This window comes from Bradyrhizobium sp. STM 3562, assembly GCF_045571435.1.
Lineage (GTDB): Bacteria > Pseudomonadota > Alphaproteobacteria > Rhizobiales > Xanthobacteraceae > Bradyrhizobium.
Genome location: NZ_CP120694.1, coordinates 6,906,412 through 6,931,217, shown reverse-complemented (window position 1 = coordinate 6,931,217; position 24,806 = coordinate 6,906,412). Strand labels below are relative to the sequence as shown.

Sequence of the window (24,806 nt, the reverse complement as noted above, 5' to 3'; positions counted from 1 at the left end):
TCAGGTCTGGTAGCGGCACGATCCAAGTCCCCGGCCCGTCACTAAATCCGAGCTGACCGGCGAGCGCGTTACGTCGCTTTCCGTCTCATTTTTTTTGGTACGAAAACATACAGTTGGACAGCTCGGTTGCTCAGAAAGTATTAGAACGTAGAATCTGATGTATGAAGTGCGCAGCAGATTACTACGTCTACTCCCACCTGATGAACTCAAGCACGTTCTGTTGCTCTCGGAAGAGGTGTCGCTTGCGAAGCGGCAAGTTCTTCATCGCTACGGCGTTCGCATGCAACACGTCTATTTCATTGAGAGTGGTCTTGTGTCGGTCGGTGCCAAGGTGGGGCCGCAAGAGTTCGTCGAGGTGTGGCTGATCGGTTCAGAAGGGCTTGCGGGAATACATCTCGCGTTGACGGCAAAAACGCAGCCGATGCACCGTCGAATGGTACAGGTGGCCGGCGCGGCTAATCGACTCACGGTGGATCGCTTTCAGGAGGCGATTGCTCGTCTGCCGACTTTCCGCAGCGTGGTGCATGCCTACATCGCTTCCGTGCTCATTCAGACCGCTCAATCAGGGGCATGTAATACGTCCCATCAACTACAGCAGCGCCTTGCGCGATGGCTCCTGATCGCTCGCAATGCCCTGGGATCTGACGAGATCCCTCTTACGCACCAAGTGCTTGCTCAGCTTCTCGGAGTGCGTCGTGCAGGCGTTACGGACTGCCTTCTTCAACTCAGGGAGGATGGGCTTATCGAAATGATGCGTGGCTGCCTCGTCGTCCGCAACGCTTTTCGGCTGGCGCAGATCTCCTGCCATTGCTGGAGCTTGATCGAGCGCGAGAACCAGCGACAACTGCTGAGTATTGGCACTCCGAACAGCGAATCGTTGGTGCATGGGAATCGATAGTTATCTGCTATGCCAAGCCAGAAATGGCTGGTTGCCAAGGTTTGTTGCAGTTGGCCCCAACTCTTCGATCTGCTTGTTCAAGCGAAGCCGTCACAATTGGCCTCGAGGGCCCTTCATTAACTTCGCGTGCGGAGACGAGACGAGTTAGGTATCCTTCAATTTGTCCAACATTCGTCAGGTCAGGTAGACGAGAGGCGCATTTGTGTCTCTTTTGCAGAACTACGCTGTCCGAAGTGGCAAGGCAGGCGCACGACCCGGCGGTACCCGACCGCACGGGAATTAGGAGCAGGGGAATGGAAGAACAAGAAGCTTTGCGTGTGATGCGGGTCCTCATCGACCATGGGGGCGGGCCGGATATCGATATCGCTGACGCTATGGCACAGTCGTGGCTCACAGAGGCAGGTCTCAACGATTACGAATCTGAGCGCGGAATTGGGTTTGCCGGTGATCAAAGATGGATAGTTCTGAGTGGGTGGGGGAGATTTCGGATCACCCAGGCCGGACTTATCGCTGCTAGAGGATCCATGATCGGCCCGAGGTCAAAACTGAAGTCGATCTAATGTATCTAAACAGGGCAGCTTGTGGGTGTCTCCCAATCTGCGTAGTGCACCCGCGAAGCAACATCTCAATGAACCGGTCGTGGAATGCCGCCAAATCTTAGGGGCTGAAGGCTGCCAGCGACGCTGCGCCTAAGAAGAAGGGGTCAATAATTCGAAACGGATTAACCGACATCTGTCGGTCAGTGCATGGTAGCTGCCCAATCTCGCAGACCTGTGCTGCATGTCGCGCGCCACAGTCGCGCGGCAATTCAAGTGAAATCATGGAAGCTCGTCGAACGCTTTATGAACCGAGATCCGGGCACCCGCCGCAAACGGATGAGCGGAGGGATAGCGTTGCTTGCTGCGCTATCTAGGAACCCCACGAGAGCCTTTGGTCTTCAGAAGGGTACCATCGCTTGTCAGCAACTCCAGATGCATGATGACAAGCTCCGGCCGCGTCATTGACATCCGGTGAGGTAGCTACTCTTGAACGTTGCCAGAAAACGAACTGGGGCGGATCCTGTATTTTCGAGGTACTGACCCATTGCGACGGAGATGCCGCTATTACCCCTCGACTTTGATGGGGAGTTCAACTGTTGTGCCGATACGATCCCGAAGGCGTCACAACTGGCTCCTCAGGCGCGTTAAAAACTGAAGTCGTGAGCAGGATAGCTGCGGCGAGAAGCCAGTAGTACTGGGCATCTAGCTGAGCGAATTCAAAGGCAAACGGCACGATAGCAAATACAACGCCAACTGCACGATCGACCCAAAGGTGCAGCCAATAAGGAATGATGCGGACCAGCCCGGTGGGATGGTCGGTCATGGCGGCCAAGAGCAGCGCGACGACACCGACAACAACCGAAAGCCACATTGCGAACGCTCCGCTTTGGCCGAGCTTCAGCACGAACGGCGCCGCGATTAGGACTAACGCGACGGGATAATCTATCAGATAGGCATGGAAAGTTTTGGTGATGAAGCGAAATGACATCGACGACTCCTGCGCGATTGCTGGGGCCGGACCTTGCGACGCGGAGATTGCCTCCATCCAAGAGGACGATGGGGCCTCCGCATGGCGGCGGGCACTGTGCACAACGCCGCGAGTCCGGTTAGACGCACCGAAAGGTAAGCCGAAACGCCAAACACTAGAAACGGCGGATTGTTATCGTTTCCATTCCATTCGCGCCTCGCTATGGGCTAGCGAAATGGCGACTGGTCTTGCTCGCCCTGGGTTCGACGCCGATGATCGGTTTCGACGCTGAGGCAGTGCACCGCGAGTTCGGGCTGAGTAAGGACGAAGTACCGGTCATGCTGTTGTCCGTCGGGCCGGAGCGCCCGGGAAATTGGCCGCAGAAGCCGCGCCGCCCGGTGAGCGACGTGCTGGAACTCGTGTGATATGATTTCGGAGACTAGTGCCAAGAACTGCAGTGCTAAAGCCGGAACAGGTACCTGCCGAGTGCAAACTGACCCTCGACGCGTTTGCCAAGACCATCGGGTTCACCCCAAACATGATGGCGACCTTCGCGCAAAGCCCGATCGCGTTTAACGCCTGGGCTACCCTGCTCGGGGCCTTGAGCAAGGGCGCTCGAGGTGATGACACGGGACAGCATCGGCCTCGCGGTCTCTGAAGTGAACGGCTGCAACTACCGCCTAGCCGTTCATAGCTTTACGGCCGAGCATATGGCCAAGCTTCCGGCCGATGAAATAGCTCTCGCTCGGAAGGGGCACGCCATTGATCCGAGGCGGGACGCTGCCGTCCAGTTTGCGCGCAAGGTCGTTGAGACACGAGGCCCTGTCAGTGATGCCGATCTGAAAGCGGTCCGCGACGCCGGCTATACGGACGCGAACGTCATAGAGATTGTCGCGCTCGTAGCGATGTACTCTCTGGAGAAACTTTTTCAATAACGTGTTCGACCCTGAGAAGGACTTTCCCGCCGTTACGCCGGCCGGCTCGCTCTGAACGCGATCCGGTCGCATTTACCATCCCGAGGGGCGTTTGGGGTTGCATGTGATCCAAGCAGGCTTGTCTCAAGCCGCGAGACGCAAACGAGTTTGCAACGGGCTGTGGCTTCGAAACCTTGGAGCTGAGCCCTCGTTTGAGACTACTCGTCTTCCGGTACCAATCGCGACGTGTTCACGTCTCTCACTTTCACACGCCGTTATTTCAGTCGAAGGTGGTCGTTCGCTACAGTCCTTATGGACCGAATGATGGGAGGGTGTCGGTTGCAAGCCACCGACCAAAATGATCGCGCAGGGCAGGGCTGTTCCCTCACCATCCTTGGCATTAGATGGCTCTGTACGCACTTGACGCCTCGTCAGTCGTGTCAAGGCGGGTAGGGCCTCCTAAGGAACGACGCCGGGTGAAGCCAACGCCCCATTCAGGACCTGGTTGGCAACAAGTCGTCGGAGATCAACAAAGCGGGGGGTAAGCATCGAGAGGCTGGTCGAAGCCTAATCCACGATCCACTTTGCTCGGGCTCCAGGACGAAGCAATGTCAGGGGTGGATGGCCTCGCCGCCCTTGGCCTCTGAGAAATACTGAGGCGCCTCGCGACGGTCGTACTTTCCGTAGTCGCGTACAATCCGTACTCTCCGAATCCTTGCGCTGTCATCCAGCACGGAAATGTCTTCGTACGCCTGCGCTGCAGCCGCGTTCTTCCAAGACATGAGCAGAATCAGATCGCCGGGCGTGAAAGCATCGAAGATATCCCAGGACGTGCTTTCGGCGGCCCATGGATTCAGGCCAAGCCGCTCGGCGCATTCGTAGGCGTTGTTGGTCCGCTTCCATTCCGCGGGGCGAGTCGCGTTAATCAGAGTGACCGTCGTTCCCTCGCCGACTTCGGTCTCATCGAGCCTTCGCTCGGAGAGGGCGTACCCCGGCGGCACTTGATTGTCAGCAGTGATCTGGCCGATGCGCAGGTGGTAGTCAGCAAGGATTTTGTCGCGGCCCTCCTGCTGAACCTCATGATGGGACCTGCAGGTGCGCCAGCGCACGAGCGACTTCTCATCCCGCCAGTTCGAGAGTGAAAGGATCCAGCCCTCGCGGGTCAGGCTACGGTAACGGACGTTGTCGACGAAGCCATCGACCAGCTCAAGCTCGGGACGCAGTATCTTAACTTTGTGGAGATAGTCATTCCAGTTCTCTCTATTGGGCAGCGTCTCGAAAATCACTGAAAACATGTCGTATCGCGCTCCTTCAGTGCCGCCGCGTAATCGATCTCGATGTCGAGTGCCCCGGCCATGAACGCACTCGCAATTCTAGCTGTCCTAAGCTGTACGCTCTCGACCACACCCTGACGACCGCGCCCACCGCGATCGCGTTATTGATGAAGAGTCCACCGCAAAGCGATGTTTCGATACTCGCGTCAACACTTTTGGCGATTATCGAGAGTTCCGCTCGGGCTACTCGTCGAGAAGGAAGAGCTGCTCCGACACGGTCCTCGACACCAGCGCCGGCGCACGTCTTGCAGACGATCTATGGCAGACGTCACCACGCCCCGCCGGCCTTCACAGCGTGCCGGCCTATGGCTGAAGACGCCAATGCGGACTGGAAATCATCTTCCCAACCACTCACAATTTCGCTTCGTCGTAAGAAGCAGATGTTTCTACTCGTACCACACCTTTGACTTCTCGCACGCTGCATCGATGGCATCGATTCCATATCTACAGGTCATTGGACCACCGAGTGTCACATCGTATGTTCGATCCTCTGCGAAAATATTGGATCATGATGACATACCACACTCGAAGAGGTGGACGATGAAAGCGATTATAGTGACCGACCAGGCCGCGGGAGCGACCGGAATGAAGCTGGGAGAGCGGTCCGAGCCGCAGGCCGCGATAAACGACGTTATCGTTGAGGTTCATGCGTCAGGATTCGTTGGGACTGAGCTGGCGTGGCCCTCGACCTGGACTGATCGCAGCGACCGCGACCGGACGCCGTCGGTCCCCGGGCACGAGTTGGCCGGAGTGGTCACCGCCGTCGGCTATGGCACGACAGGGCTGTCGCTCGGGCAGCGAGTGTTCGGCCTCGCCGACTGGTACCGCGATGGTACCTTGGCGGAGTACGTCGCGGTCGAGGCACGCAATCTCGCACCGCTGCCGGGCGACGTGGACTTCACGGTTGGCGCGAGCTTGCCGATCTCGGGCCTGACTGCGTGGCAGGGACTGTTCGATCACGGTCGCCTCAGGGCGGGCCAGAGCGTCCTCGCGCACGGCGCCGCCGGCGCAGTCGGTTCGATGGTGACCCAGCTCGCACGCGAGGCCGGTGCCTACGTCATCGGAACCGGACGCGCCGCGGATCGTCAGAAAGCGCTCGACTTCGGCGCGCAAGAGTTCGTCGACCTCGAGAACGACGCCTTGGAAGACGTCGGCGACGTCGATCTGGTATTCGATCTTATTGGCGGCGACATCGGAAAGCGGTCCGCGCGGCTGGTTAGAGCCGGAGGGACGCTGGTGTCCATTGTCGGGCCGAGCGAGACACGGCCCGCCAACGTCTTGACAATCGACTTTGTTGTCGAGTCCGATCGCGCCCAACTAAGTGAGATCGTCCAGCGGGTGCGAGACGGACGGCTGCGGACGAACATCGGTATCGTCTCGCCGCTCCACGACGCTGTGGCCGCCTTTAATCAGACCGAACGGATCACCGGGAAGAAAATCATCCGCGTTCGTCCGTGAACGGCACGCGCCTATCGATGCACGAGCCGACCGGCATTGCCCAGTTCAGGCTGCCCTCTTCGATGAAGTGAAAGCACGTGGGCCGTTCGGCCGCGCTGCGCGGATTGGCTTTCTTGCGTCGGTCGAACGGATCGGGCCGAGATCGCGTGCCCCTGAGCTTATAGCGCCGACGGAATGAGAAACGACATTCGCGAACCGGAACGGGACGTTGATAGTGGGAGTCGGAAGATTGTCTCGTCGAAAGCGACCAATAGTTTCCGCGCGAACCGATCAATGCGCAAGGTCTTAGACAGAGCAAGTCAACCAGCCAATGCCATGACAGGCTCTCGCGGATTACTGTGCGCTCATTGTCGATCGCAGAACTAAAATGTGGTATGGTGTTACGTCAAGTCCGGGGTGGAGCGGCGGCCCTTAGTGGCTGCGCTGCGATCTGGAAAGGAGCGATTGTAGAGCTGAAAAACCGTCCTCACTTCCCTGGAGTCTACCGCGGCCAATCGGGGATCCAAGAACATGCTCCGACTTACATACTGTCGGTAACCACCGACATTAGTCTTGATGGGATGCCGCCCAGTCAAATGGCGGTCCTCCAGCCGTTCTGAACGGAATTCACCGCTTGATCAGTCCGGTAGTCCAGAAAGTCGCTATCGACAACTACTTGATCATCGGCCAACCGCCAACTGCGTAAGCGTTGTAAGCAACGTCCCGATGAAGCGAACAGCTCGGTGTCGGGCAAGGCGCCGCGCGCAGGATGTAGGCGCTAGCCATCTCGGCCGACCCACGCCGCCTTCTTCTTTGATTGAGGACATATAAACCGTATCGATTGTAGTCTCGACGGCTACGATCTATTCAGCAACGATCGGCGTAACGTACCTATTGGGCAAATCTGCATGCCGCGTTAGAATCGAATCGATCGACACCTGATAGCCGGCGTGTCGAGGTCGGCCACCAATCCGACTTCGACCGCGCGGAGAACTGAGGTCGTCAGCAAGACCGCAACCGCGAGAATCCAGCAGCACCAGACGTAAGGCCCACCAAAATGGGCGGTAGACGGGGCAGTGATAAAAATCGCGTTCAATGCGCTATCCACCCACAGATGCAGCCAGGAACGAATGATCCGGACGATCCCCGTCGCGTAGTCCACGAAAGCCGGCGGCAGCAGCGCCGTGGCGCGGGTCATCGCGCAAAACCAGAGCGCGGCAGGACTGTTCTTGCCAAAGTTTATCCGGAACGGCGCGACCATCAAGACGATGGCTACAGGATAGTCGATTAGGTAGGTGTAGATGGACTTTGTAACGTTGCAAAAGGGCATAACGCAACTCCTGCATGCTGGGCTGCTCGATCGAGTTATTGGGACATCGAGAGTAGAGGCGGCGCCCCCAGACCAGCCGTTGTGCTTGGGCGACCCGTGCTGCCACCAAGTATCGATGAGGTGCATGAGGACAGTATTCTTGTCCGCGCGCCGTTAGAAATGCAGTATCGTTATCGTTTTCATTCTCTCCGGCGGTGGTGCGTCTACAACTTTCAGACGCAAACGGTCTGCGGGCACTGGCAGATGGACGGCCGCGGTGATCTTCTATTGCGTCGCGCGTACGGGTGTAGATTGCCACCGGCGCCATACAGACGCGCGCTGCGGCATGAACTCGCTGGCCTTACTGGTGCAGGAAGCCTTCAGGCGAGACCCGCACGGCGGCGATCTCTATGTGTTCCGAGGTAAGAGCGCCAAGCTGGTCAAGATCCTTCGGTCCGGAGGGGACACACGAGCCCAGCTAGCTCGTTTCTCGCGAGTAGTCACCGCCGCTCGACTGAATGAGGTTGCGGGACTTTCCGTGCTTCCCGATCTTCGCTCCCAATTATCCGAGGATCTCGTGAGCGATCGGCTCGGAGCCGTGACTCAAACAGGGAGCTTGCAGCTTGTGCGTCGGGCTTGCGAATGTTGTCGTTGTTCGAGGCAGGTGCAGATGCGTTGCGGATTGTGTCCAGCACACCCGTCCAATCGCGAGCACGAGCAATTTTGATGAAGGCGTCAAGCGCTGGCGAATACCGCCTCCCCGCCACGGCCAAGAGCTGCACCTCGCACCGGACGGGATCGCCCTCAATCGGAATAGCGGCGAGCGATGGCAGCCTGGGAGCGTGCTCTGGGGCTAGGATGGCTCCAAAACCGGCGGATGCCATTTGCTGAAGATGCTTTTCCTGATCGCTGCTGTGCACAATTTTTGGACCTTGCACGAATCTACTTGCGACATCGCATCCGACCCTTTCGAGAAAAATCAACCCGTGCAAGTCGTGTAGCGGGATGACGGATTTCCTCGCCATTACATGTTCCCGAGGGAGAACGAGCATGTACCGCTCTTCGAACAGCGGCCAGCGATCGATGCGCTCAGGCAGCTCCACAGCGTCGCCGACGAGTGCCGCATTGATTTCGCCATCCAAGAGCATCGTAACGAGCCCGTTGGCATCGGCTTCGCGCAGATCGAAACGTAGGTCAGGGATGGTCGTGGTGAGCTCCCTGAGCAATTCCGTAATGAGTGCGGCCGAGATTGACGGCGACAGTCCTATTTTGAGCCTGGCGATTGTCTTCTTTTGATAGCTTCGCGCCTGAAGCCGCACCGCCTCCGCGGCGGCAAATACTTGCTCGAGTGTGGGCAAAATCATCTTGCCCAACTCGGTGAGTTGGGTGAAACGACGTTCACGGTGAATCAACGCTCCGCCGAGCTCTTCCTCCAGCTTGTGAATCGCCTTTGTCAGTGCCGGCTGAGTCACATTGCATTGCTTTGCCGCTTGCGTAAAATTGAGCGTCCTTGCGAGGGCCAAGAAGTATCGCACCTGATGGAACTGCAGATGCATGCTCACACTCGAGAGATTTGCCATGGTCCGGACGATTTCAGGTCGTCGCCATGGGAAGCAGGAGCGATGGCAAAAGGAATGGTCGTGGAGTTTCCGACGAAATGGGAGCTGTGCATCGGCCCGGAGCTCTCGATATCCCTGGTGCGAAAAGTTCTCTTACCGACGCTGTTTCCTGCTAACGCCGCGGAGGATAACATCAGCTCAATTCGAGGGTCCGGAAAAAACCCCGGATCATGAAGCTTGCATTGCGTCGATCCGATCTCGCTATGCCGGTAGCGACCTTGGATGTCGACGTTATGGGCGCAGCGTTTAGTATCCTCACGGTCACTTCCCCGGTGGGCAATACAGTTGACGCTGGGAATATGGTTCGCATCCTGGTTATCCGTGACGCTGCTGTCCTGATGTCTCGCGAGAGATAGAGCAGATTGCGCGTGACGGTAAGCTCGGTTCTTGTTGCGGCGTTCTCATTCTTGCGGATTTATCGAGTGAGTAGTTCCGCTTCGTCTCTGGCCTGCCCCGGCAGCTCCGTGGTCTCGATCACCTATCACTCTAAGTTGGCTTAAAAGTCAGTCGCGGCCTACTAGTGAGAACAAATTGCACAGGTCGCCCTTGGTTAGTTGATTGGTAGCTGCCTTTTTTGGATTAGCAACTAAAGCGCGCTTGCCACCCCGGGGTCGGCATCTGTCGTTGCATCAAGGCGACTCAACGGGCGAACTCATAACTGGTGCAGCTCTGTCACCTGAGCGACGGGAACGTGCTTGAAATCGCAAAAGCCGAAAGAGACCAAGATTCGCACCGTCGATAGACATTCGCTCCGCTGTTGGCTCGATGTAGGATATTCGATTCACGCGGCTCGATTTGACCGCGCGGGCAACGAGAATCGAAAAGTTGCTCCCCGAGGTTCGGCGGCCGTGGCCCACAGTCGTCCCCCGTGCGCTTCGATGATGGTGCGGCAGATCGACAGACCCATCCCCAAGCCTCCGGGCTTTGTCGTATTGAAGGCGTCAAAGACGCGCTCAAGATCCGCTGAGCTCAGGCCTGGACCTGAATCCCGCACCTCGACAAGAACGCCATCCGGCTCGGTCTTATCGGTGGTAATCACCAATTCTCGCGCCCCCTCACAGATCGAGCTCAAGGCTTCGATCGCGTTGATGATCAGGTTCATAATCACTTGTTGCACCTGGACCCGATCTCCTTGAATGAGCGGCAAGCCGTCCACGAGGTGTGACTGTACCACAATGCCATTCTTCTCGACTTCGCCACGGGTCAGCGCGATGACCTCGAGGATTGCTCCGTTGATGTCCACTTCTTCTTTCCGGAGAGGTGCTTTTTTGAAAAGCGCGCGCATCCGGCCGACGACCTCGCTGACGCGATTGCCGTTTGCAAAGATCCGGTTGAGAGCCTGACGAGCTTTCTCCAGATCTGCCGGTTCTTTGCTTAGCCAGTGCAACGCCGCTGAGGCATTGTTGAGCGTCGCGCCGATCGGCTGGTTGACTTCATGAGCAATCGAAGCAGAGAGCTGCCCCATTGTTGCGACTCGATTCGCGTGCACGAGCTCCATCTGCACCTCGCTGTAGCGCCGCTCGCTTTCGCGAATTTCCTCCTCTGCCCGCTTGCGCTGCGTTAAGTCTACCACGAAGGCAACGCCCTGGTCGTGTCGCCCGCCGAACGTCGCCGCCCCGACCAGCACCGGCACGCGGCTGCCGTTTTTCAGGAAGTACTCCTTCTCGTAGGGTTGCACGGTTCCGGTCGCCTCCAGCTCGGCCACGCGTCGGTCGTCGGCATCGCGCCATTCGGTAGGCGTCAGATCTCGCCAGCGCAGTCGACCGGAGACGAGATCGTCGCGGTCGTATCCGACGATGCGGAGAAAAGCTTCGTTGGCATCGATGATCCGATCGTCACGATCCCAGACGAAGATGCCGATGATGTTGGCGTCCACTAGCCGTCGGATCCTGGCCTCCCGCTCGGCTAGCTCGCGGTACAGGCTGGCATTCTCTATTGAGATAGCCGCCTGGGAAGCGAGCAGTGTGAGGACCACCATTCGAGCAGGAGTAAACACGTCAGTCGCAAAGTTGTTCTCCAAGTACAGCATTCCAATCAACCTGGTCTGCTTAAGTATCGGAAGACAGAGCACTGACCGCGAGCGATGGTCGCGAATATAGGCATCCGCGGAAAACGAGCTCGGACTGGATGCATCGTGCAGGAGGACGCTTTCTCTTGCCCGAAGGACGTAGTGAAACACAGACTCCGGTAGATCAGCGGCCGTGACGCGTGCCTGTTTCAGGACCACGTTCACGTTGTCACCGCTGGTCGTGGCTTCTGCTTCAATTTGATATTTGTCGTCTCGCGAAAGTATCAAGAGACCTCGATCGGCGCCCGCGTGTTCGATTGCCGAACTCATCAGCGTGTTGATTAACTTCTCGAAGACGATCTCGCCTGACACTGCTTCTGACACTCTGAGTACGGTAGTCAAGTCGAGCTGCTCGATGGGTGTCACTATCGTCGCCGCGGAATCCGGGATCGACTTGTCCAGGCTGAGGTGCGGATAAAGCTCCTCAAGTTGACGGACCTTTCCGTCGGCTCCCCAGCGCAGGTAGCAGGTGCGCGCGGCCCGCAAATAGGTCGCGGCGATCTTCTCGTAACCGCGCTCTGCGTAGAAGCGCCCGGCAATCTCGTTGGCAATTGCCTGGTTGTGCACGAATCCGTGTTTGTGAGCCTCGTGGATGGCCTTGTCGTACAGCTCCTGAGCGTTCTGCACCCGGCCCTCAAGGCGGGCGATTTCGGCGCCGACCAACGTGGCGCGATCTTCGAAGGTTTCGGGGTTGGCCTCCGTCCACATTTGGAGCTCCCGGTAGTGGTCCAGCACAGAATCGAAATGCCTCGGTTTCTCCTCCGGTGTGGCGCGATCACAGACCGCCGCATGCGCCAGCGCGCCATAGAGTCGATACTCCGCTGACTCGAACATTGCCGCCGACGTCCAAAGCAGCGGTTCGGCGTGTAGCAAGGCGTCAACCGCCGAGGCAAGGTCTCCGGCGAAAAAGTGCGCCTGCAGCTTTCGCGTCCAGTAATAGAACTCGGCGAGCACCAAGTCGGGGCTTTTGGCTAAGCGGCGTTCGGTATCGATTTCACTGTATCCCTCGTGATCCAGGCATCCGAAAGTTGCGGTCAGCCCGCGCAAGGTGAGGATCAAACCGAGTTGTGCTTCGCAGCGCTCGATGGCTAGGCCGAAGCGCGCCCGCCTAGCGGATGCCAGGCCGTTCTCGCATTCCTTTTGCACTTCGGCGAGTGGATCCCCGGCGGCGAGGCAAACCGTGACAGTGAGCAACTCGCACTCGGCTGTCAGATACTCGATCGAGAAGATGAGCTGGGGATTACGTTCCCAAGTCTCTTCTTCAAGAAGGGCTCTGCCGGCTCTGAGATACTTGAGCGCCGAGTCGTATGCTGTCGAGAGCTTCGCGCGCCGGCCGGCGATCAGATTAAGTTCCGCGACGCGCTCGCGATCCTCGACTAAGGTGATGAGATGGGAGCCCCGGTTGAGTTGATTGACGATCTCAAATATCGCCTCCTCACGTTTTTCAGCGGGCGTGTGCTCGGCGAGGAGCATTCCGATGCGCAGGTGAGCCTCGGCACGCAGCTCCTTCGGAATTAGCGAGTAGGCGGCTTCCTGCACGCGGTCGTGCAGGAAACGGTAGGAATTGTCCGCACGGAAGATGAGGCCCAATCGCACGGCTTCCCAGAGATGGTCGTGGATGTGCTCGATTGAGCCCTGATACCCAATCCGCAGCATTTCGAACTCTGCACTGTTGCCCATGCAGGCGAACTGCTGGAGTACCTTCTGGGTTTCTGGCGGAAGGCGCTTCAACTTCTCGACCATCAGCTCTACGACATTGTCCGTAAAGCCTTTGTCACGAATGCGAAGCAGGTCCCATACCCAACGGCGCTCGCGATAATCGAACTTCAGTAGGCTATCGTCCGCCAGAGTAGAAATGAACTGGATTGCGAAGAACGGGTTGCCCGAGGTCTTTTCGTGGATCAAGTCTGCTAATGGGGCGCCGCGCTCCAGTTGGCAGTGAAGGGAGTCCACAATCAGTTTGCCTAGATCGTCGCGACTGAGTGGTGTGAGAACGATGTCCTGCACTGCCGCTCCGGCCTGACGGATCGCTTCCAGCTTACGCACGAGCGGGTGGGTGACATTGACCTCGTTGTCCCGGTACGCACCAATGAGCAGCAAGTGCTGAAAATCGTTGCGGGTCAACAGGTCTTCGAGGAGGTCGAGTGTGGCGACATCTAGCCATTGCATGTCATCGAGGAAGAGCGCGAGCGGATGTTCGGGTCGCGCAAATACGCCGATGAACCGTCGAAATACGATCTGAAAACGTCTCTGCGCTTCCTGCGGCGGCAATTCGGGCACTGGCGGCTGTTCGCCAATGACATGCCTCAATTCCGGGACCAGATCGACGAGGAGCAGTCCGTTGGGACCCAGCGCCTCACGAAGTGCGTCCTGCCATTTGCGCAGGTCTTCCTCGTTCTGGCTGAGGAGCCGGCGGACGAGGCTCCGAAACGCCTGGGCCAACGAGGCATGCGGAATGTCGCGCTTGTATTGGTCGGACTTGCCTGATGCAAACAAGCCGCGTGGCGGCACGAGTGGTTTGTGGAGCTCATTGACGACTGCGGATTTGCCGATGCCGGAATATCCGGAGACCAGCACCAGTTCTACACGGCCACCGCCTACGATGCGGTCGAAGGCGGTCAGCAGAGCGTCAACCTCGCGGTCCCTCCCGTACAGCTTCTCGGGGATCATAAGGCGATCTGGGGTGTCGTGAGCGCCAGGAGTGAAGTCATCGATCCACCCCTGGGACTCCCATTGGGACAGGCAGCGCCGAAGATCGCTCTCAACTCCCGCCGCTGTCTGATACCTCTCCTCCGCCGTCTTGGAGAGCAACTTCATCGTGATCGCGGAGACCGAGGCCGGTACGGTTCCTACGCGCTCGCTGGGTGCGGCTGGTTGTTTCGCGATGTGACAGTGCACCCATTCCATCGGATCGGAGGCCGAGAATGGAAGACTCCCGGTCAGCATCTCGTAAAAGGTCACCCCAAGCGAGTAAAGGTCGCTCCGAGAATCGACCGAACGGTTCATTCGTCCCGTCTGCTCGGGTGCCATGTAGGCGAGCGTTCCCGCGATGAACTCTGGAGGTTCGGGCGACTGGCGCTCGCGCGTAAGTTTGGAGGCAATCCCGAATCCCGTGAGCCACGCGTTGCCGGTGTCGTCGACGAGGACATTCGCAGGCTTGATGTCCTTATGTATGAAGCCCTGCTGATGGACTTGACCGAGTGCTCTTGCCAACCCAATGGCGGTGCTAAGGAAACGAGTCAGGTCGAGCGGCTGCCCCTGGTCACGCTCAAGAATCCGATCCAGCGGCTGACCGCCAGGGTCCTTGAGTAAGAGAATCATCCGCCCTTCGTGACGAGCAATGGCCAGAGGCTTGGCAGCCCACGCGGGATCGAGTTCGGCTCCGAGCGAGTATTCGTGCATGAGCCGCCTGATGCTCTGAGGCGACGGCTGTTCGAAGAGTGCGATCGCTAGGACCGGCGAGGGGGCGTCGTGCTTTCGGCCGCGGTAAAGGGTAAAGTCCGCGCTTTCCCGCAGGGGCGCCAGCACGTACCCCGAGAGCCCCGGGATAGGTGACATTCTTGTTGCCACAGCATCACCACTTCAGCAAGCTGCCTAACCTTCACGCAGCGCTATCATAGCGTTACCCGGCTCTCGCGCGCATGCGTCAATCAGGCGGTCTTCGTCGTATGCGTACGATGCGCAATACGCCGGATCAACAGATATCGCTGACAGATCCGGATGCCCGTTCGATGGCCACCAGCGAACGCGGATCGGGTGTCGTCGGCTATAATGTCCAGGTCGCGGTAGACACCGCGACATCATCTGATTGTTACGCACGAGATCATAAACGTCGGCCGACAATGGCCGCGCGCCGATCCTATCTGTTTGCACACAACCAAGACCCGGAACGGACATATCGGGATCACCGCTTCCAGAGAGGAAAAAAGGCGCTTAGTGCCAGGCGGGAGATCGTAAATCAGACGCCGGCCGCCGCCTTCATTTCACCCGCGAGTTCATCGTAGCAGACCGTCCACGCCTCACGAACGGCGGGCGTGAGATCCTCTCCAAGCGCCTGTTCGAGGGTCCAGAGCAACGCTTCCCGCACCGCGTCGTAGTCGGCGAGCTTAACGCCGTACTCGACATGGCGCACGGCAAGGTCATGGATCGCGGGCGAAAGTTGATCCAGCGCGGGTAGATTGTAGACGACCATAGCGAGCATGGTCATTAGCTTGACGCCCTGAATACGCATGTTGCTTCTGAATAGCGGCCGGAAATTCGGATTGGTGGCGAATAGCCGCTCGTAGAACAACGCCGCAGCGACCTCAGGCATCGCCGCCAGCCGAGCGAAGGTGGTCTGAACAAGCTCCTGCTGCACAGCATCCACGATGTCATTTCCTTTGCGTGCGGGCGCGGCTCACTCGGCTGCGCGCGACACATGATAGCAATCGGACGCGAGACCTCAGGCGCATAGGAACGTCGTGCAACCCGACGCATCTCATTGGCGCGCGATTTCCGTGGGTCATTCACACGGAAGCAGTTGCGAGGTCGTCTCATTTAGCGCCAGGCAACGTCTCATCTAGCGCCAAGCGGGAGATCGCCCCGAGCATTCACGATGTGTCCTTTCCTGTCGTGCGCTGGCCATTCACTCGTCCTTGCGATGCCGCACGCAGCATGCTGGGCGGGCTACCGAACTCGCTTGCGAACGTGCGATAAAAGGTCGCCATACTGTTGAACCCCCAGCCAAAAGCTATATCGATCACCGATCGGCCGGTTCCCGTCGCGTCGGCGATGGCGTCGCGGCACCGGAGCAGTCGCTCGCGCGAAACGTATCGGGCGAAACTGACATTGTTTGCCTCGAACAGGCGATGCAACTGGCGCGCCGAGATGCCGAGTGCGGCCGCGGCGCTGGCGGCGGTCAGGGAAGGATCGGCGAGATGCAGGTCGACGTAACGCTTGGCGGCCGCAAGCCGCGCCGATTGTAGCGAATCCCGCCCCCGATTGATGCCTTCGTTGGAGATGTTACAGCTCAGTGCCACGAGACCGCAGAGATTGCGCAGCACGGCTTCACCGTGTTCGTTGGAGAGCAGCGGGGCTTGCGCCTTCACCGCATCAATAGCTGCGCCGAGCAGCGACCCGAGCGGCGAGGCACCGGCCAACCGAAACGGGCGTCCCAGTCGACCCCCGGTTATGATCGGCGAGAGTGCAGCCCACGGGATGATCAGCATGTCGAACGACTCTGGGCCTTTCCATTCCGCGTTGAATTGCCATTCGGTCGAGCTTATGCAGAAATCACCGGGCTCATGAATCAGGTCGACTGGCGTGCTGCGTGCCTCGGCCCTCCAGATGACCGGCGCGCGAAATCGGCGGACGAAGAACGCTTCAATCTTGTCCCTGGCAACGTCGGCCGCCGTCCGTTGGACCCTCTCAAGTCCCGAACTTATCTCCAGCAGCGCAAATTCGCCTGCAATCGATCCACTCGCTTCCGCGCGAAAGGCAGCGGGATCCGGAATCTCGCCCGGCGTGATGCTATGGGCCTGCTTCGCGAAATAGTCGCACCAGAACCTCACGCGGTCGCGCGGCGCAATATGGTCCGTGGAAAAATGGACTTGCATGATCATCCCGTGGGCCGACCAAATGCCTTGGAACGTAACTTAGACCGGTTACATGGGCAAAGCGAGAGTGCCAGACTTTGGGGCTGCCACTTTTTAAGCCGGATGTGAAGAGTTCCCTTGCGTCCCGGTTCCAGCGGGCGAGCTGATCACCGCACCCGCCTCTCCGCGGCCTTAACCGAACAACAACTGAATGGCGATCGGCGCAAAATGAGACATCGTGCGGCGCACGGTGAGACGACGGTAGTGACTTGCGAGACTATGCTTACTCAAATTCGAGTGTAAGGCCGAATAGGTCCTATGAACAATGTGGGTACGCAAAAGGAGGTTGAAAATGGCAACCAACGCAACAAGCACGATGATTTTGGATGGCGACTTCGACAAAATCGACTTCCGAGGAGAAGTCGTCGACGGGCACCTCGTCACAAAAGGAATTCTTGCAGACCAAGCGGCAATGGATTCTATCCCAGTAGGGATATACGTTCTCGAAAAGGATGCCACTGTCGTCAAGTGCAACAAAGCTGCAATCGCGGGTTGGGGACGCACGCCGTCTCTGGGAGCCTCGGAGAAGTATTGCGGGTCACACCTTCTGCGTTATCCTTCAGGAGAAGTGATGCCGCACGAACTTGCACCACCATCCGTGGTGATCAACAACGGCGCCACCGTTCGCAACGCCGATGTGATTTGCGAGCATCCCAACGGCAATCGTCTCCTGGCGCTCGTTAATGTCTTTCCGATTCGTGACAACGACGACGAAGTGATCGGAGCCGTCAACATTTTCCGTCACAATACCAGCAAGACTGTCCCTGGCTTACTCTCCGAGTCTGCAAATAATTCCGATTCCGAGATCGGTGAGGGGGAGCAGCAGTGAGGCTCCTTCGCCGCTTCGGGTTCCGTATTTCTTCATAGGGACCTTCTCGGCATGTGGCGTACCAGAAGCTCAATGTTTGTCCGCCACACCCGGCTGACCGCGTTTTCGGGCCCTGGAAATTACAAGGTACGCTAACTTAGGCGCGCGGTGCTTTTGCGCGCGCCATACATTTGCGATGGAGATAGCTGTGCGATCGAACGAGCGACGTGAACGAGAGCGTGAGTTGCGTGCCGCTGGGCGGCTGCCCCCAGGACAGTCGCTTACGCTCGAGTGGCCGGTGAAGCATGTGGGCCCGGTGCCGGTCTTTCGTCCCAAGACGTGGGATTTTCGAGTGTTCGGCCTGGTAGAGGAGCAACTGCGGCTTTCGTGGGAAGAACTTTCCAATCTGCCGCAGAGCGAAGTATTTGCGGACATGCACTGCGTCGTGCACTGGAGTCGGTTCGACAACCATTGGGAAGGATTGCTCGCCACAGAATTAATGAAGCGAGTGAAGCTGCGGCCAGAGGCGCGGCATGTGATGGTCCATGGCGAGAATAACCACACGGCAAACCTGCCAATCTCGGATTTTCTGCGCCCGACGACGATCTTCGCCCTGCGGCATAACGGCGAACCCCTTACGGCCGAGCATGGCTACCCGCTGCGCCTCGTGGTGCCACACCTCTATGCGTATAAGAGCGTGAAGTGGGTACGCGGGATCGAGTTTTTGGATCGCGAATCGCCGGGCTTATGGGAATTTAACGGATATCACATCCACGGCGACCCATTCAAAGAGCAACGATCTTCGAGCTGAAACTCGGGACCGAACCTGGAGCGCCGGCAGCTGATATTTTTACACGAACTTGGGAGAGTATCTCGTGGCGCAGCATTCTATTCAAAAGCGCGCAGTAGCCGAGGAGCCAACTATAGCCGTCGTTGACGATGACAGGGACTTCCGCGACTCACTCGGAGATCTGTTCAACTCGGTCGGCTTCAAGGTCAAGTTGTTTGGGTCGGCCGCGGAGCTGCTCGAAGGCGAATTATTACACGACGTGGTGAGCTGCCTTGTACTTGACGTTAGATTGCCGGGCTTGGGCGGTCTCGACTTCCAAACCGAGCTGTCGAAAATGAACGCTTCCATTCCCATCATCTTCATGACCGGCCACGGCGACATTCCGATGTCGGTTAAGGCGATGAAGGCAGGCGCTGTCGATTTTCTGACGAAGCCGTTCCGCGATCAGGACATGCTGGATGCGGTGACGATTGCACTGGAGCGCGATCGGACGCGGCGAAAGGTCGAGCAGCGGCTTACGGACCTGAAATCGCGTCTCGAACGTTTAAGCCCGCGCGAGCGAGAGGTGCTGGCTCTCGTGACCTCTGGATTAAAGAACAAGCAGATCGCCTTCCAGCTAGGCGTAGCTGAGATAACTGTGAAGGCGCACCGCGGCCACGTGATGCAGAAGATGGGTGCGCAATCGCTAGCCGAGCTTGTCAGAATAGCGGAGACGCTCGGTATAAAGTCGCCACGGTCCTAATCGCTTCGTGGTGGCTCCATCAGCGAAAATTGTTTAGGCGCAAACCAACTGAAGCTTTTGATGCCGGAAGCGCCCCCTGACGCGTCGAGCGCAATGACCTGACATCAGCGCACGCGTTCGGAAGTGGCCCAAATCGGGTTGACCTATTCAGAAGTTCTGGATCAATTAGTCCAAAGTATAGCATCGATTATTCCGAGGTCTGGCATCGGCCGTCCACAATATAATCGCGGCTCCAGACGCTTGTCGTTACAGTACGATGATTGGATAGCCGCGCGGTGCGCTTCTTGAGATACGGAACGCGAAATGCGGCGGTCCGCGTCCCCAGCATAGAAGGCGGGGATATGTCTAGCGAGACTCAGATTTCGATCATCGATGATGATGAGCAATCTCGCGAGGCGTTAGCGGGTCTCATGCAGGCAGTGGGCTTCACGACTGAGGTCTTTGCATCCGCAATGGATTTCTTGGCGTCTCCTAACGTCCGCCATACCTCCTGTTTGATCGTTGATGTCCACATGCCGCGCATGACTGGGACTGAGTTGCATAGCCGCTTGGTAGGATCTGGCTATGACATACCAACAATTCTGATCACGGCTTACCTCGATGACGGCGCGCGAACTCGAGCTCTGGGTCAGGGCGTCGTTGGCTACCTGACCAAACCCATTGACGAAGAGATTCTGCTCGGATGCGTCGAATCGGCTCTGCAGCGCGCAAAATCGGATGAAAACCCATCATAACCGCGAAATCATCTCCACCAAGGCCGTTCAACACATGAGAGGGGTTCCAGCGTGGAACGCGGTGGGCCACGAGAAGTTCGCCAGTTTGATGTCCTCACCTCCATGCTGTAGCCGCCCGATGAATGTCAGCTCACCTTCACGCTCCGTTAGCAGCGACGGATTTAGGGAACCCGGGATCACTCGGTGGCGTTTGGGCGGGGCGGTCCCTTTTTGCGCCGCTTCAGCTTTCGGTCGCTTTGCTGAGCTCCCACGGCGGGATTTCTGCGTTCTGTTCGTCACGACTCTTCCGGCTCCTATCCGGTTGCTGGTGGGCTATGGGGCGAGCATCGAGTACGGGAGGTCTCCGATTTGCGGCGTGTTAGCCGGTTCGGCGGATTAAGACCGAAATGATCCGTTTACCTGCGATATCGTGCTCACCGTTGCGGTCGCGCGAACGGATGCTGCTAGGCCATCACTCGTACAGGTGTTCTTCCGGCTCGTGAGCTGCGTTCCTAACGCGCCGAAAGCGAGACCGCCTCAACGCAATGAGAGGCCGAGAAGCCTCCACCTTCCGATAGCAAGCTTGGTCGCGACGTCGCAGGTCATTCATATGTCAAAGGGGGAGCCACGCTTCGGCGGTAATCCGCGGGGGCAATTCCCGTCGCCTTCCGGAACGCCGTGGCAAACGCGCTACGACTGCTGAAGCCGACCGCCAGACCGATTTCCGTCATCGAGCCCGCTCGTTTTGCCAGCAGCAACTTGGCGTGCTCAACACGAAGCTTAGTTTGGTACCGATGTGGCGGCATTCCGAGAGATTGCTTGAATACCCTGCAGAAATGATATGGGCTCAGACGAACGAGCTGCGCCAACGTGCCAATCGGTATCCGCTCATTGAGATGTTCCTGGATATAGGCGCTGACGAGTCGTTGCTGCCACGGTGCAAGGCCGCCTTGGAGTTGAGGTTGAATGCTGGGCATCCCGCAAGTGAAACGCACGATTTCATGTATGAGCAGAGTACCGAGACTCCCGAAGTACATCGGGTCTCCTGCACGGCTCTCGACGAACGTCTTCAGCTTGAGCGCGGTGTGCCAGAGGGTTTCGTCTTCAAATAGTATACGCGGAGCGTTCGGTAGGTCGGTGATGCCACGCTTAGAAAGAGCCTTCAGGTTCTCAGGTTCGAAGTAGAAGTACATGAGCCGCATCTGCGACCCGCGCAGCTCGTGCCAATCGTGAAATTTGCGGCCAGCCGGCACGAATGTCAGTTTCCGCTCGAGGTTTCGGAGCGCAGATCGCGGCAGACCTTCCACGAATGTCTCTCCGTCGCTGCGCTCTCCCTTCTCGTACATCACGAGCATATGGACTGGAGCCCGAAAATGATTCTGGATTCTACCTCGTCCGGTGAATCGCAAGGATTCGGCCGTCATGCCATGCCCATTTACCTTGAAGCGTGCCACAGTGTCGGAAGGAGAGATTTCAACGACAGGATGGATCACGTCCGCCATGAGGTGTCCATCTGATTGGCGAATTGTATCAAAAATGGAGCAGTCATGGTCGCCTTCAAAGTTTCGGGACGGGGTTATCGGGAGCAACGCTTGCGATCTTGAAAGCTGGTGCAGATCGTTAGGGCCACGCGGCGAACGGCGTAGCGTCGTCGAATTCTCCCGTAAACGGACTTGGTGGAGTTCGGCTCCCAGTTTGGAGGTCGGAAGCAGTAGGGGGCCTTCTGGCATGGCTTCTCCTGTTCGCTCAAAGTGGGTTCGTGCTGTCAACTGACCGTCATTTGCTAGACACATGGGGTCGACCTCCGGGTGCCTATTCAGGACTCTTTAATTCCATTGTCGCGGTGTTTCTGCGTGGGCACTAGGCCGAGCGCCGGCTTTCTTCCCCGAATCCGCGACGAACGGGTCGAGGTGAGCATGCCGTGTGATACCTTGGTCCTCAATTGCACTCGCATTTGCGCGTCTGACAGGAAGGGCCAAACGGGGATAAACTTTCGCGGAGCCGAGCTGCGACCTTCGTATATCCAGGCTTTGACTTAATTCACGCGGAACTTCACATGTCCAACTCGGAGTCCTGAACCGTCGTGCGCGCCGCCGAGTTGGTTGGATGTCCCTCAGGATCCAGCGCATGCTACGGAGAAGCACAAGACCAGAAATACCGGGCGGCGGGTCCTAACCTGGAACGACTGTTCTTCAAGCGCCTATTGTTTGGCCTGGACCCAATTTTGGTGCAGCTCTAGTTTGCCGCGCCGGCTAGTCAGGCCTGTAGCAAATCAATAATTCCGTACGCCCTACTCGGAGGCAAACTATGCAGTCGCCGAGCAAACTCGTCAGACGCGGCAAATTAGTCGTTCGGAGGTGGTAGATCATCGCGTCCGCCCGAGCTTGCGACTTTGTGGCGAGTGCAATCGAAATGCGTACCTAATCTTCGCGGTCACAACATCATAGGCCACTATGCGCTTATCGTGATTGGTGCGAGATAGTTCTCACGAGTTCGGTCACGGGTTTGATTTTGAAGATGCGTGGCCGATTGTCGAAGGATGCACTGGTACCGCGATGGCCGTTTAGAAACGTACCGCTTGATAGCGCTCCTCGTGGCCCGCATTTTCTATCCCGGCCCCTGAGACCCGCGAAACCGATTGCTACGCGGACACCCCTAACTCCCTCCGTACTGGTCTTGATCGTAGGCCTGCAAGGTGCGGACAAAATCGGCCATGCTGGATTGGTCTCGATTTTCGGCCATAGCCCCAAGTTGTGTGTTGGGCGGGGGCGGGCTCAGATTAGGAGATCCACGATGTTTTGTGAGCGTCATGGGAGGATCGCCGTGTCCGGCCTTGACTAGCGCGGAATGCTCTGGATAGCGCAGTCAGGGTGATTGACGCTACCGTTGCGCGGTGATGGGGTGATCCCGGGTTGGAGCGGGCAACGGGGCATCAGAATGACCAGCGATTCTCAGCTGCGCGAGAAGCTTCGGAAGATCGAGGCGTTGTTCGTGGGTGCTGGAACTGCTGGTGAGCGCCTTGCGGCGGAAGCTGCGCTGCAGCGGGTGCGCGCCCGGGTCGAGGAGCTGGCGCGTCACGATCCGCCGATCGAGCAGCAATTCTCACTTCCTGACCAATGGTCGCGGCATCTGTTTCTGGCGCTTTGCCGCCGGTACGGGCTACGGCCGTTTCGTTACCACCGCCAGCGACGCAACACGGTGATGGTCCGCGCGTCGCGGGGCTTCGTCGACAAGATTCTGTTGCCGGAGTTCACCGAGCTGGAGAGGGCGCTGCAAGTCTATCTACACGAGGTGACGCTGCGCGTGATCCGCGAGGAAATCTATGACGACACCAGCGACGCGCAAGAAGTTCCAGATGCTCTGCCGTCGAACTGATCAGGCGGCGAGCTTTGTCTCCGAACCATCGCGCTCGGCCTTCCAATTCCACGGCAGCAGCGTGTGCAGCTGATTGATCTTTGTGCGTCCAGAGACGATGCGCTCAAGAACGTCGGTCAGATAGTGCCGTGGGTCGATATCTTGCAGCTTTGCCGAGTTGATGAGCGACGCGAGAATGGCCCATGTCTCGGCGCCGCCTTCGCTGCCCGCGAACAAATAGTTCTTCTTTCCAAGCCCTATCGGCTTGATGCTGCGCTCGACCGTATTGTTGTCTATTTCAATGCGTCCGTCATCGATGAAGCGCGTCAGGCCGTCCCAGTGGTTGAGGGTGTAGCGGATGGCTTTGCCCAGACCGGATTTCTTCGAGACTTCCAGCAGCCGCGCCTCGAGCCAGGGTTTGAAGTCCTCGATCAACGGCCTGGTATCGCTTTGCCGCACTGCAGCCCGATGCGCCGCGGCAGACCGCGGATGCGATCCTCGATAGCGTAGAACATCGCGATCCGTTGCAGCGCTTCCGCGGCAATCGGCGACTTGGTCGCGACGTGAACGTCCCAGAACTTCCGCCGCGCATGCGCGAAGCAGAACGCCAGCTGCATCAGACGGCCGCCGCTCTTGATCAGGCCCTTGTAGGCGGCATAGCCATCGACCTGCAGGATGCCGTGGTAGTCCCCGAACAGCTGCTTGGCGCGGATCGCCTTGCGATCCTCGGCAAACACGTAGACCACCGCCGGCGGTGCCGGGCCGCCCCACGACCGGTCATCGATGGCGATTGCCCAGAACTGGCAGACTTTGGTCCTGCCACGGCCGGGATCGAGAACCGGCAGCGGCGTCTCATCGGCAAACAGCCGTGGATAGGACATCATCGTGTCGCGCAACAGCGCGTGAAGCGGCTTCAGCCACCAGGCAACGCGGCCCATCCACGAGGCCAGCGTCTGCCGGTCGAGCGTGATGCCTTGCGCGGCGAACATCTGTTCCTGCCGATACAGCGGCGGCTGGTAGCCGTATTTCATCACCGCGATGTGGGCCAGCAAGGCTTCCGTCACCATCCCGCCATCGATCGCCTGGGCCGGCGCGGGTGCCTGCAGCACACCCTGGCGGCATCCCCGGCAGCCGTACCGCGGACGCACAATGCGCTTGACCCGGTACTGCATCGGAATGACGTCGAAGGCTTCCTTGACGGTCTCCGCGATCTTGTGCAGCCGCTCGCCGCAGCAGGGGCAGATGTGGCTCTCGATATCGATCACGACATCGATGCGCGGCAAATGCTCCGGGAGCGTCCCCGGTTGCGTCGCGCCGGTCGCTTTCCACGGCCCTCCGCTCCGTCAGGCAGCCTGCCTCCGGTCACGTCGTCGTTGGCGGCACGAGCCACCTGTGCCGTGATGGTGAAGAGAGACAGTTGTCCGGGATCCAGTGTCTCGGAGCGGGGACCGAAGATCGTGCGCTGGTACTGGGACAGGATCATCAGAAGCTTGTCGTTCTCCTGGACTGCAGCGTCGCGTTGGGCGATCGCCGCATCACGCTCGGCCGAAAGCGTGCTGCATTCCGCCGACAACGCCGCAAGCCGTGACGACAGCGTCGTCACGGTTTGTCGAAGCAATGCTGGATCGGAAGGCAAATCACTCATGCAGAGTGGTTCTACAACAGCTCCGCATGAGTGACG

Annotated in this window: 15 protein-coding genes and 5 pseudogenes; 11 read left to right on the top strand and 9 right to left on the bottom strand. The window is 58.4% G+C overall.

Translation table 11 applies throughout. The features are described from left to right. Positions 1 to 157: 157 nt before the first annotated feature. On the top strand, positions 158 to 898 hold the full coding sequence (locus tag P6U23_RS31990; RefSeq protein WP_407176337.1) for a Crp/Fnr family transcriptional regulator: 741 nt from the start codon (positions 158 to 160) through the stop codon (positions 896 to 898). Positions 899 to 2,026: 1,128 nt separating this feature from the next. Here P6U23_RS31990 and P6U23_RS31985 read toward each other — a convergent pair. Further along, on the bottom strand, positions 2,027 to 2,425 hold the full coding sequence (locus P6U23_RS31985; protein ID WP_407176336.1) for a hypothetical protein: 399 nt from the start codon (positions 2,423 to 2,425) through the stop codon (positions 2,027 to 2,029). A 230-nt stretch (positions 2,426 to 2,655) separates the two neighbouring features. Between P6U23_RS31985 and P6U23_RS31980 the strand changes: the two are divergent. Both P6U23_RS31980 and P6U23_RS31975 read left to right on the top strand, forming a co-directional pair. Next, positions 2,656 to 2,829: pseudogene (locus P6U23_RS31980) on the top strand (nitroreductase family protein); the annotation flags it as partial. 17 nt (positions 2,830 to 2,846) lie between these two features. Continuing rightward, positions 2,847 to 3,394, top strand: a pseudogene (locus P6U23_RS31975) (carboxymuconolactone decarboxylase family protein). 535 nt (positions 3,395 to 3,929) lie between these two features. Here P6U23_RS31975 and P6U23_RS31970 read toward each other — a convergent pair. Next, the gene (locus P6U23_RS31970; RefSeq protein ID WP_407176335.1) at positions 3,930 to 4,613 is read right to left on the bottom strand and encodes an antibiotic biosynthesis monooxygenase family protein; all 684 of its coding nucleotides are present in this window, start codon (positions 4,611 to 4,613) and stop codon (positions 3,930 to 3,932) included. 579 nt (positions 4,614 to 5,192) lie between these two features. Here P6U23_RS31970 and P6U23_RS31965 point away from each other — a divergent pair. Beyond that, complete coding sequence (locus P6U23_RS31965) at positions 5,193 to 6,110, top strand: NADP-dependent oxidoreductase (protein WP_407176334.1); 918 nt, start codon at positions 5,193 to 5,195, stop codon at positions 6,108 to 6,110. Between the two features lie 895 nt (positions 6,111 to 7,005). Here P6U23_RS31965 and P6U23_RS31960 read toward each other — a convergent pair. After that, positions 7,006 to 7,419 carry a hypothetical protein gene (locus P6U23_RS31960; RefSeq protein WP_407176333.1) on the bottom strand — a complete coding sequence of 138 codons (414 nt, stop codon included), beginning with the start codon at positions 7,417 to 7,419 and terminating at the stop codon, positions 7,006 to 7,008. Positions 7,420 to 7,744: 325 nt separating this feature from the next. On the opposite strand from P6U23_RS31960, the pseudogene P6U23_RS31955 reads away from it, so the two are divergent. After that, positions 7,745 to 7,801 (top strand): annotated as a pseudogene (locus P6U23_RS31955) (hypothetical protein); the annotation flags it as partial. A gap of 97 nt (positions 7,802 to 7,898) precedes the next feature. Here the strand turns inward: P6U23_RS31955 and P6U23_RS31950 are convergent. Together P6U23_RS31950 and P6U23_RS31945 are read right to left on the bottom strand one after the other, a co-directional pair. After that, entirely contained in the window at positions 7,899 to 8,954 is a 1,056-nt protein-coding gene (locus P6U23_RS31950; RefSeq protein ID WP_407176332.1) for a LysR family transcriptional regulator, read from the bottom strand. Positions 8,955 to 9,798: 844 nt separating this feature from the next. Next, positions 9,799 to 14,610 carry an AAA family ATPase gene (locus P6U23_RS31945; RefSeq protein ID WP_407181655.1) on the bottom strand — a complete coding sequence of 1,604 codons (4,812 nt, stop codon included), beginning with the start codon at positions 14,608 to 14,610 and terminating at the stop codon, positions 9,799 to 9,801. A 161-nt stretch (positions 14,611 to 14,771) separates the two neighbouring features. Between P6U23_RS31945 and P6U23_RS31940 the strand changes: the two are divergent. Next, a pseudogene (locus P6U23_RS31940) lies at positions 14,772 to 14,922 on the top strand (IS5/IS1182 family transposase); the annotation flags it as partial. A gap of 121 nt (positions 14,923 to 15,043) precedes the next feature. Here the strand turns inward: P6U23_RS31940 and P6U23_RS31935 are convergent. After that, complete coding sequence (locus tag P6U23_RS31935; RefSeq protein WP_407176331.1) at positions 15,044 to 15,451, bottom strand: globin domain-containing protein; 408 nt, start codon at positions 15,449 to 15,451, stop codon at positions 15,044 to 15,046. Positions 15,452 to 15,674: 223 nt separating this feature from the next. Then, positions 15,675 to 16,679, bottom strand: coding sequence for a helix-turn-helix domain-containing protein (locus P6U23_RS31930; RefSeq protein ID WP_407176330.1), 1,005 nt, complete (start codon positions 16,677 to 16,679; stop codon positions 15,675 to 15,677). 331 nt (positions 16,680 to 17,010) lie between these two features. On the opposite strand from P6U23_RS31930, the gene P6U23_RS31925 reads away from it, so the two are divergent. From P6U23_RS31925 to P6U23_RS31910, 4 genes are all read left to right on the top strand, one after another. After that, positions 17,011 to 17,547, top strand: coding sequence for a PAS domain-containing protein (locus tag P6U23_RS31925; protein ID WP_407176329.1), 537 nt, complete (start codon positions 17,011 to 17,013; stop codon positions 17,545 to 17,547). A gap of 277 nt (positions 17,548 to 17,824) precedes the next feature. Then, positions 17,825 to 18,337 carry a molybdopterin-dependent oxidoreductase gene (locus P6U23_RS31920; RefSeq protein ID WP_407176328.1) on the top strand — a complete coding sequence of 171 codons (513 nt, stop codon included), beginning with the start codon at positions 17,825 to 17,827 and terminating at the stop codon, positions 18,335 to 18,337. 64 nt (positions 18,338 to 18,401) lie between these two features. After that, the gene (locus P6U23_RS31915) at positions 18,402 to 19,058 is read left to right on the top strand and encodes a response regulator transcription factor (protein WP_407176327.1); all 657 of its coding nucleotides are present in this window, start codon (positions 18,402 to 18,404) and stop codon (positions 19,056 to 19,058) included. A gap of 341 nt (positions 19,059 to 19,399) precedes the next feature. After that, entirely contained in the window at positions 19,400 to 19,792 is a 393-nt protein-coding gene (locus tag P6U23_RS31910; protein ID WP_407176326.1) for a response regulator transcription factor, read from the top strand. Positions 19,793 to 20,373: 581 nt separating this feature from the next. On the opposite strand, the gene P6U23_RS31905 is transcribed toward P6U23_RS31910, so the two are convergent. After that, positions 20,374 to 21,273, bottom strand: a complete 900-nt coding sequence (locus tag P6U23_RS31905) for a helix-turn-helix domain-containing protein (protein ID WP_407176325.1) — start codon at positions 21,271 to 21,273, stop codon at positions 20,374 to 20,376. 1,435 nt (positions 21,274 to 22,708) lie between these two features. Between P6U23_RS31905 and P6U23_RS31900 the strand changes: the two genes are divergently transcribed. After that, complete coding sequence (locus P6U23_RS31900) at positions 22,709 to 23,146, top strand: hypothetical protein (RefSeq protein ID WP_074279456.1); 438 nt, start codon at positions 22,709 to 22,711, stop codon at positions 23,144 to 23,146. Here the strand turns inward: P6U23_RS31900 and tnpC are convergent. Continuing rightward, a pseudogene (gene tnpC / locus P6U23_RS31895) lies at positions 23,147 to 24,770 on the bottom strand (IS66 family transposase). Positions 24,771 to 24,806 lie beyond the last annotated feature (36 nt).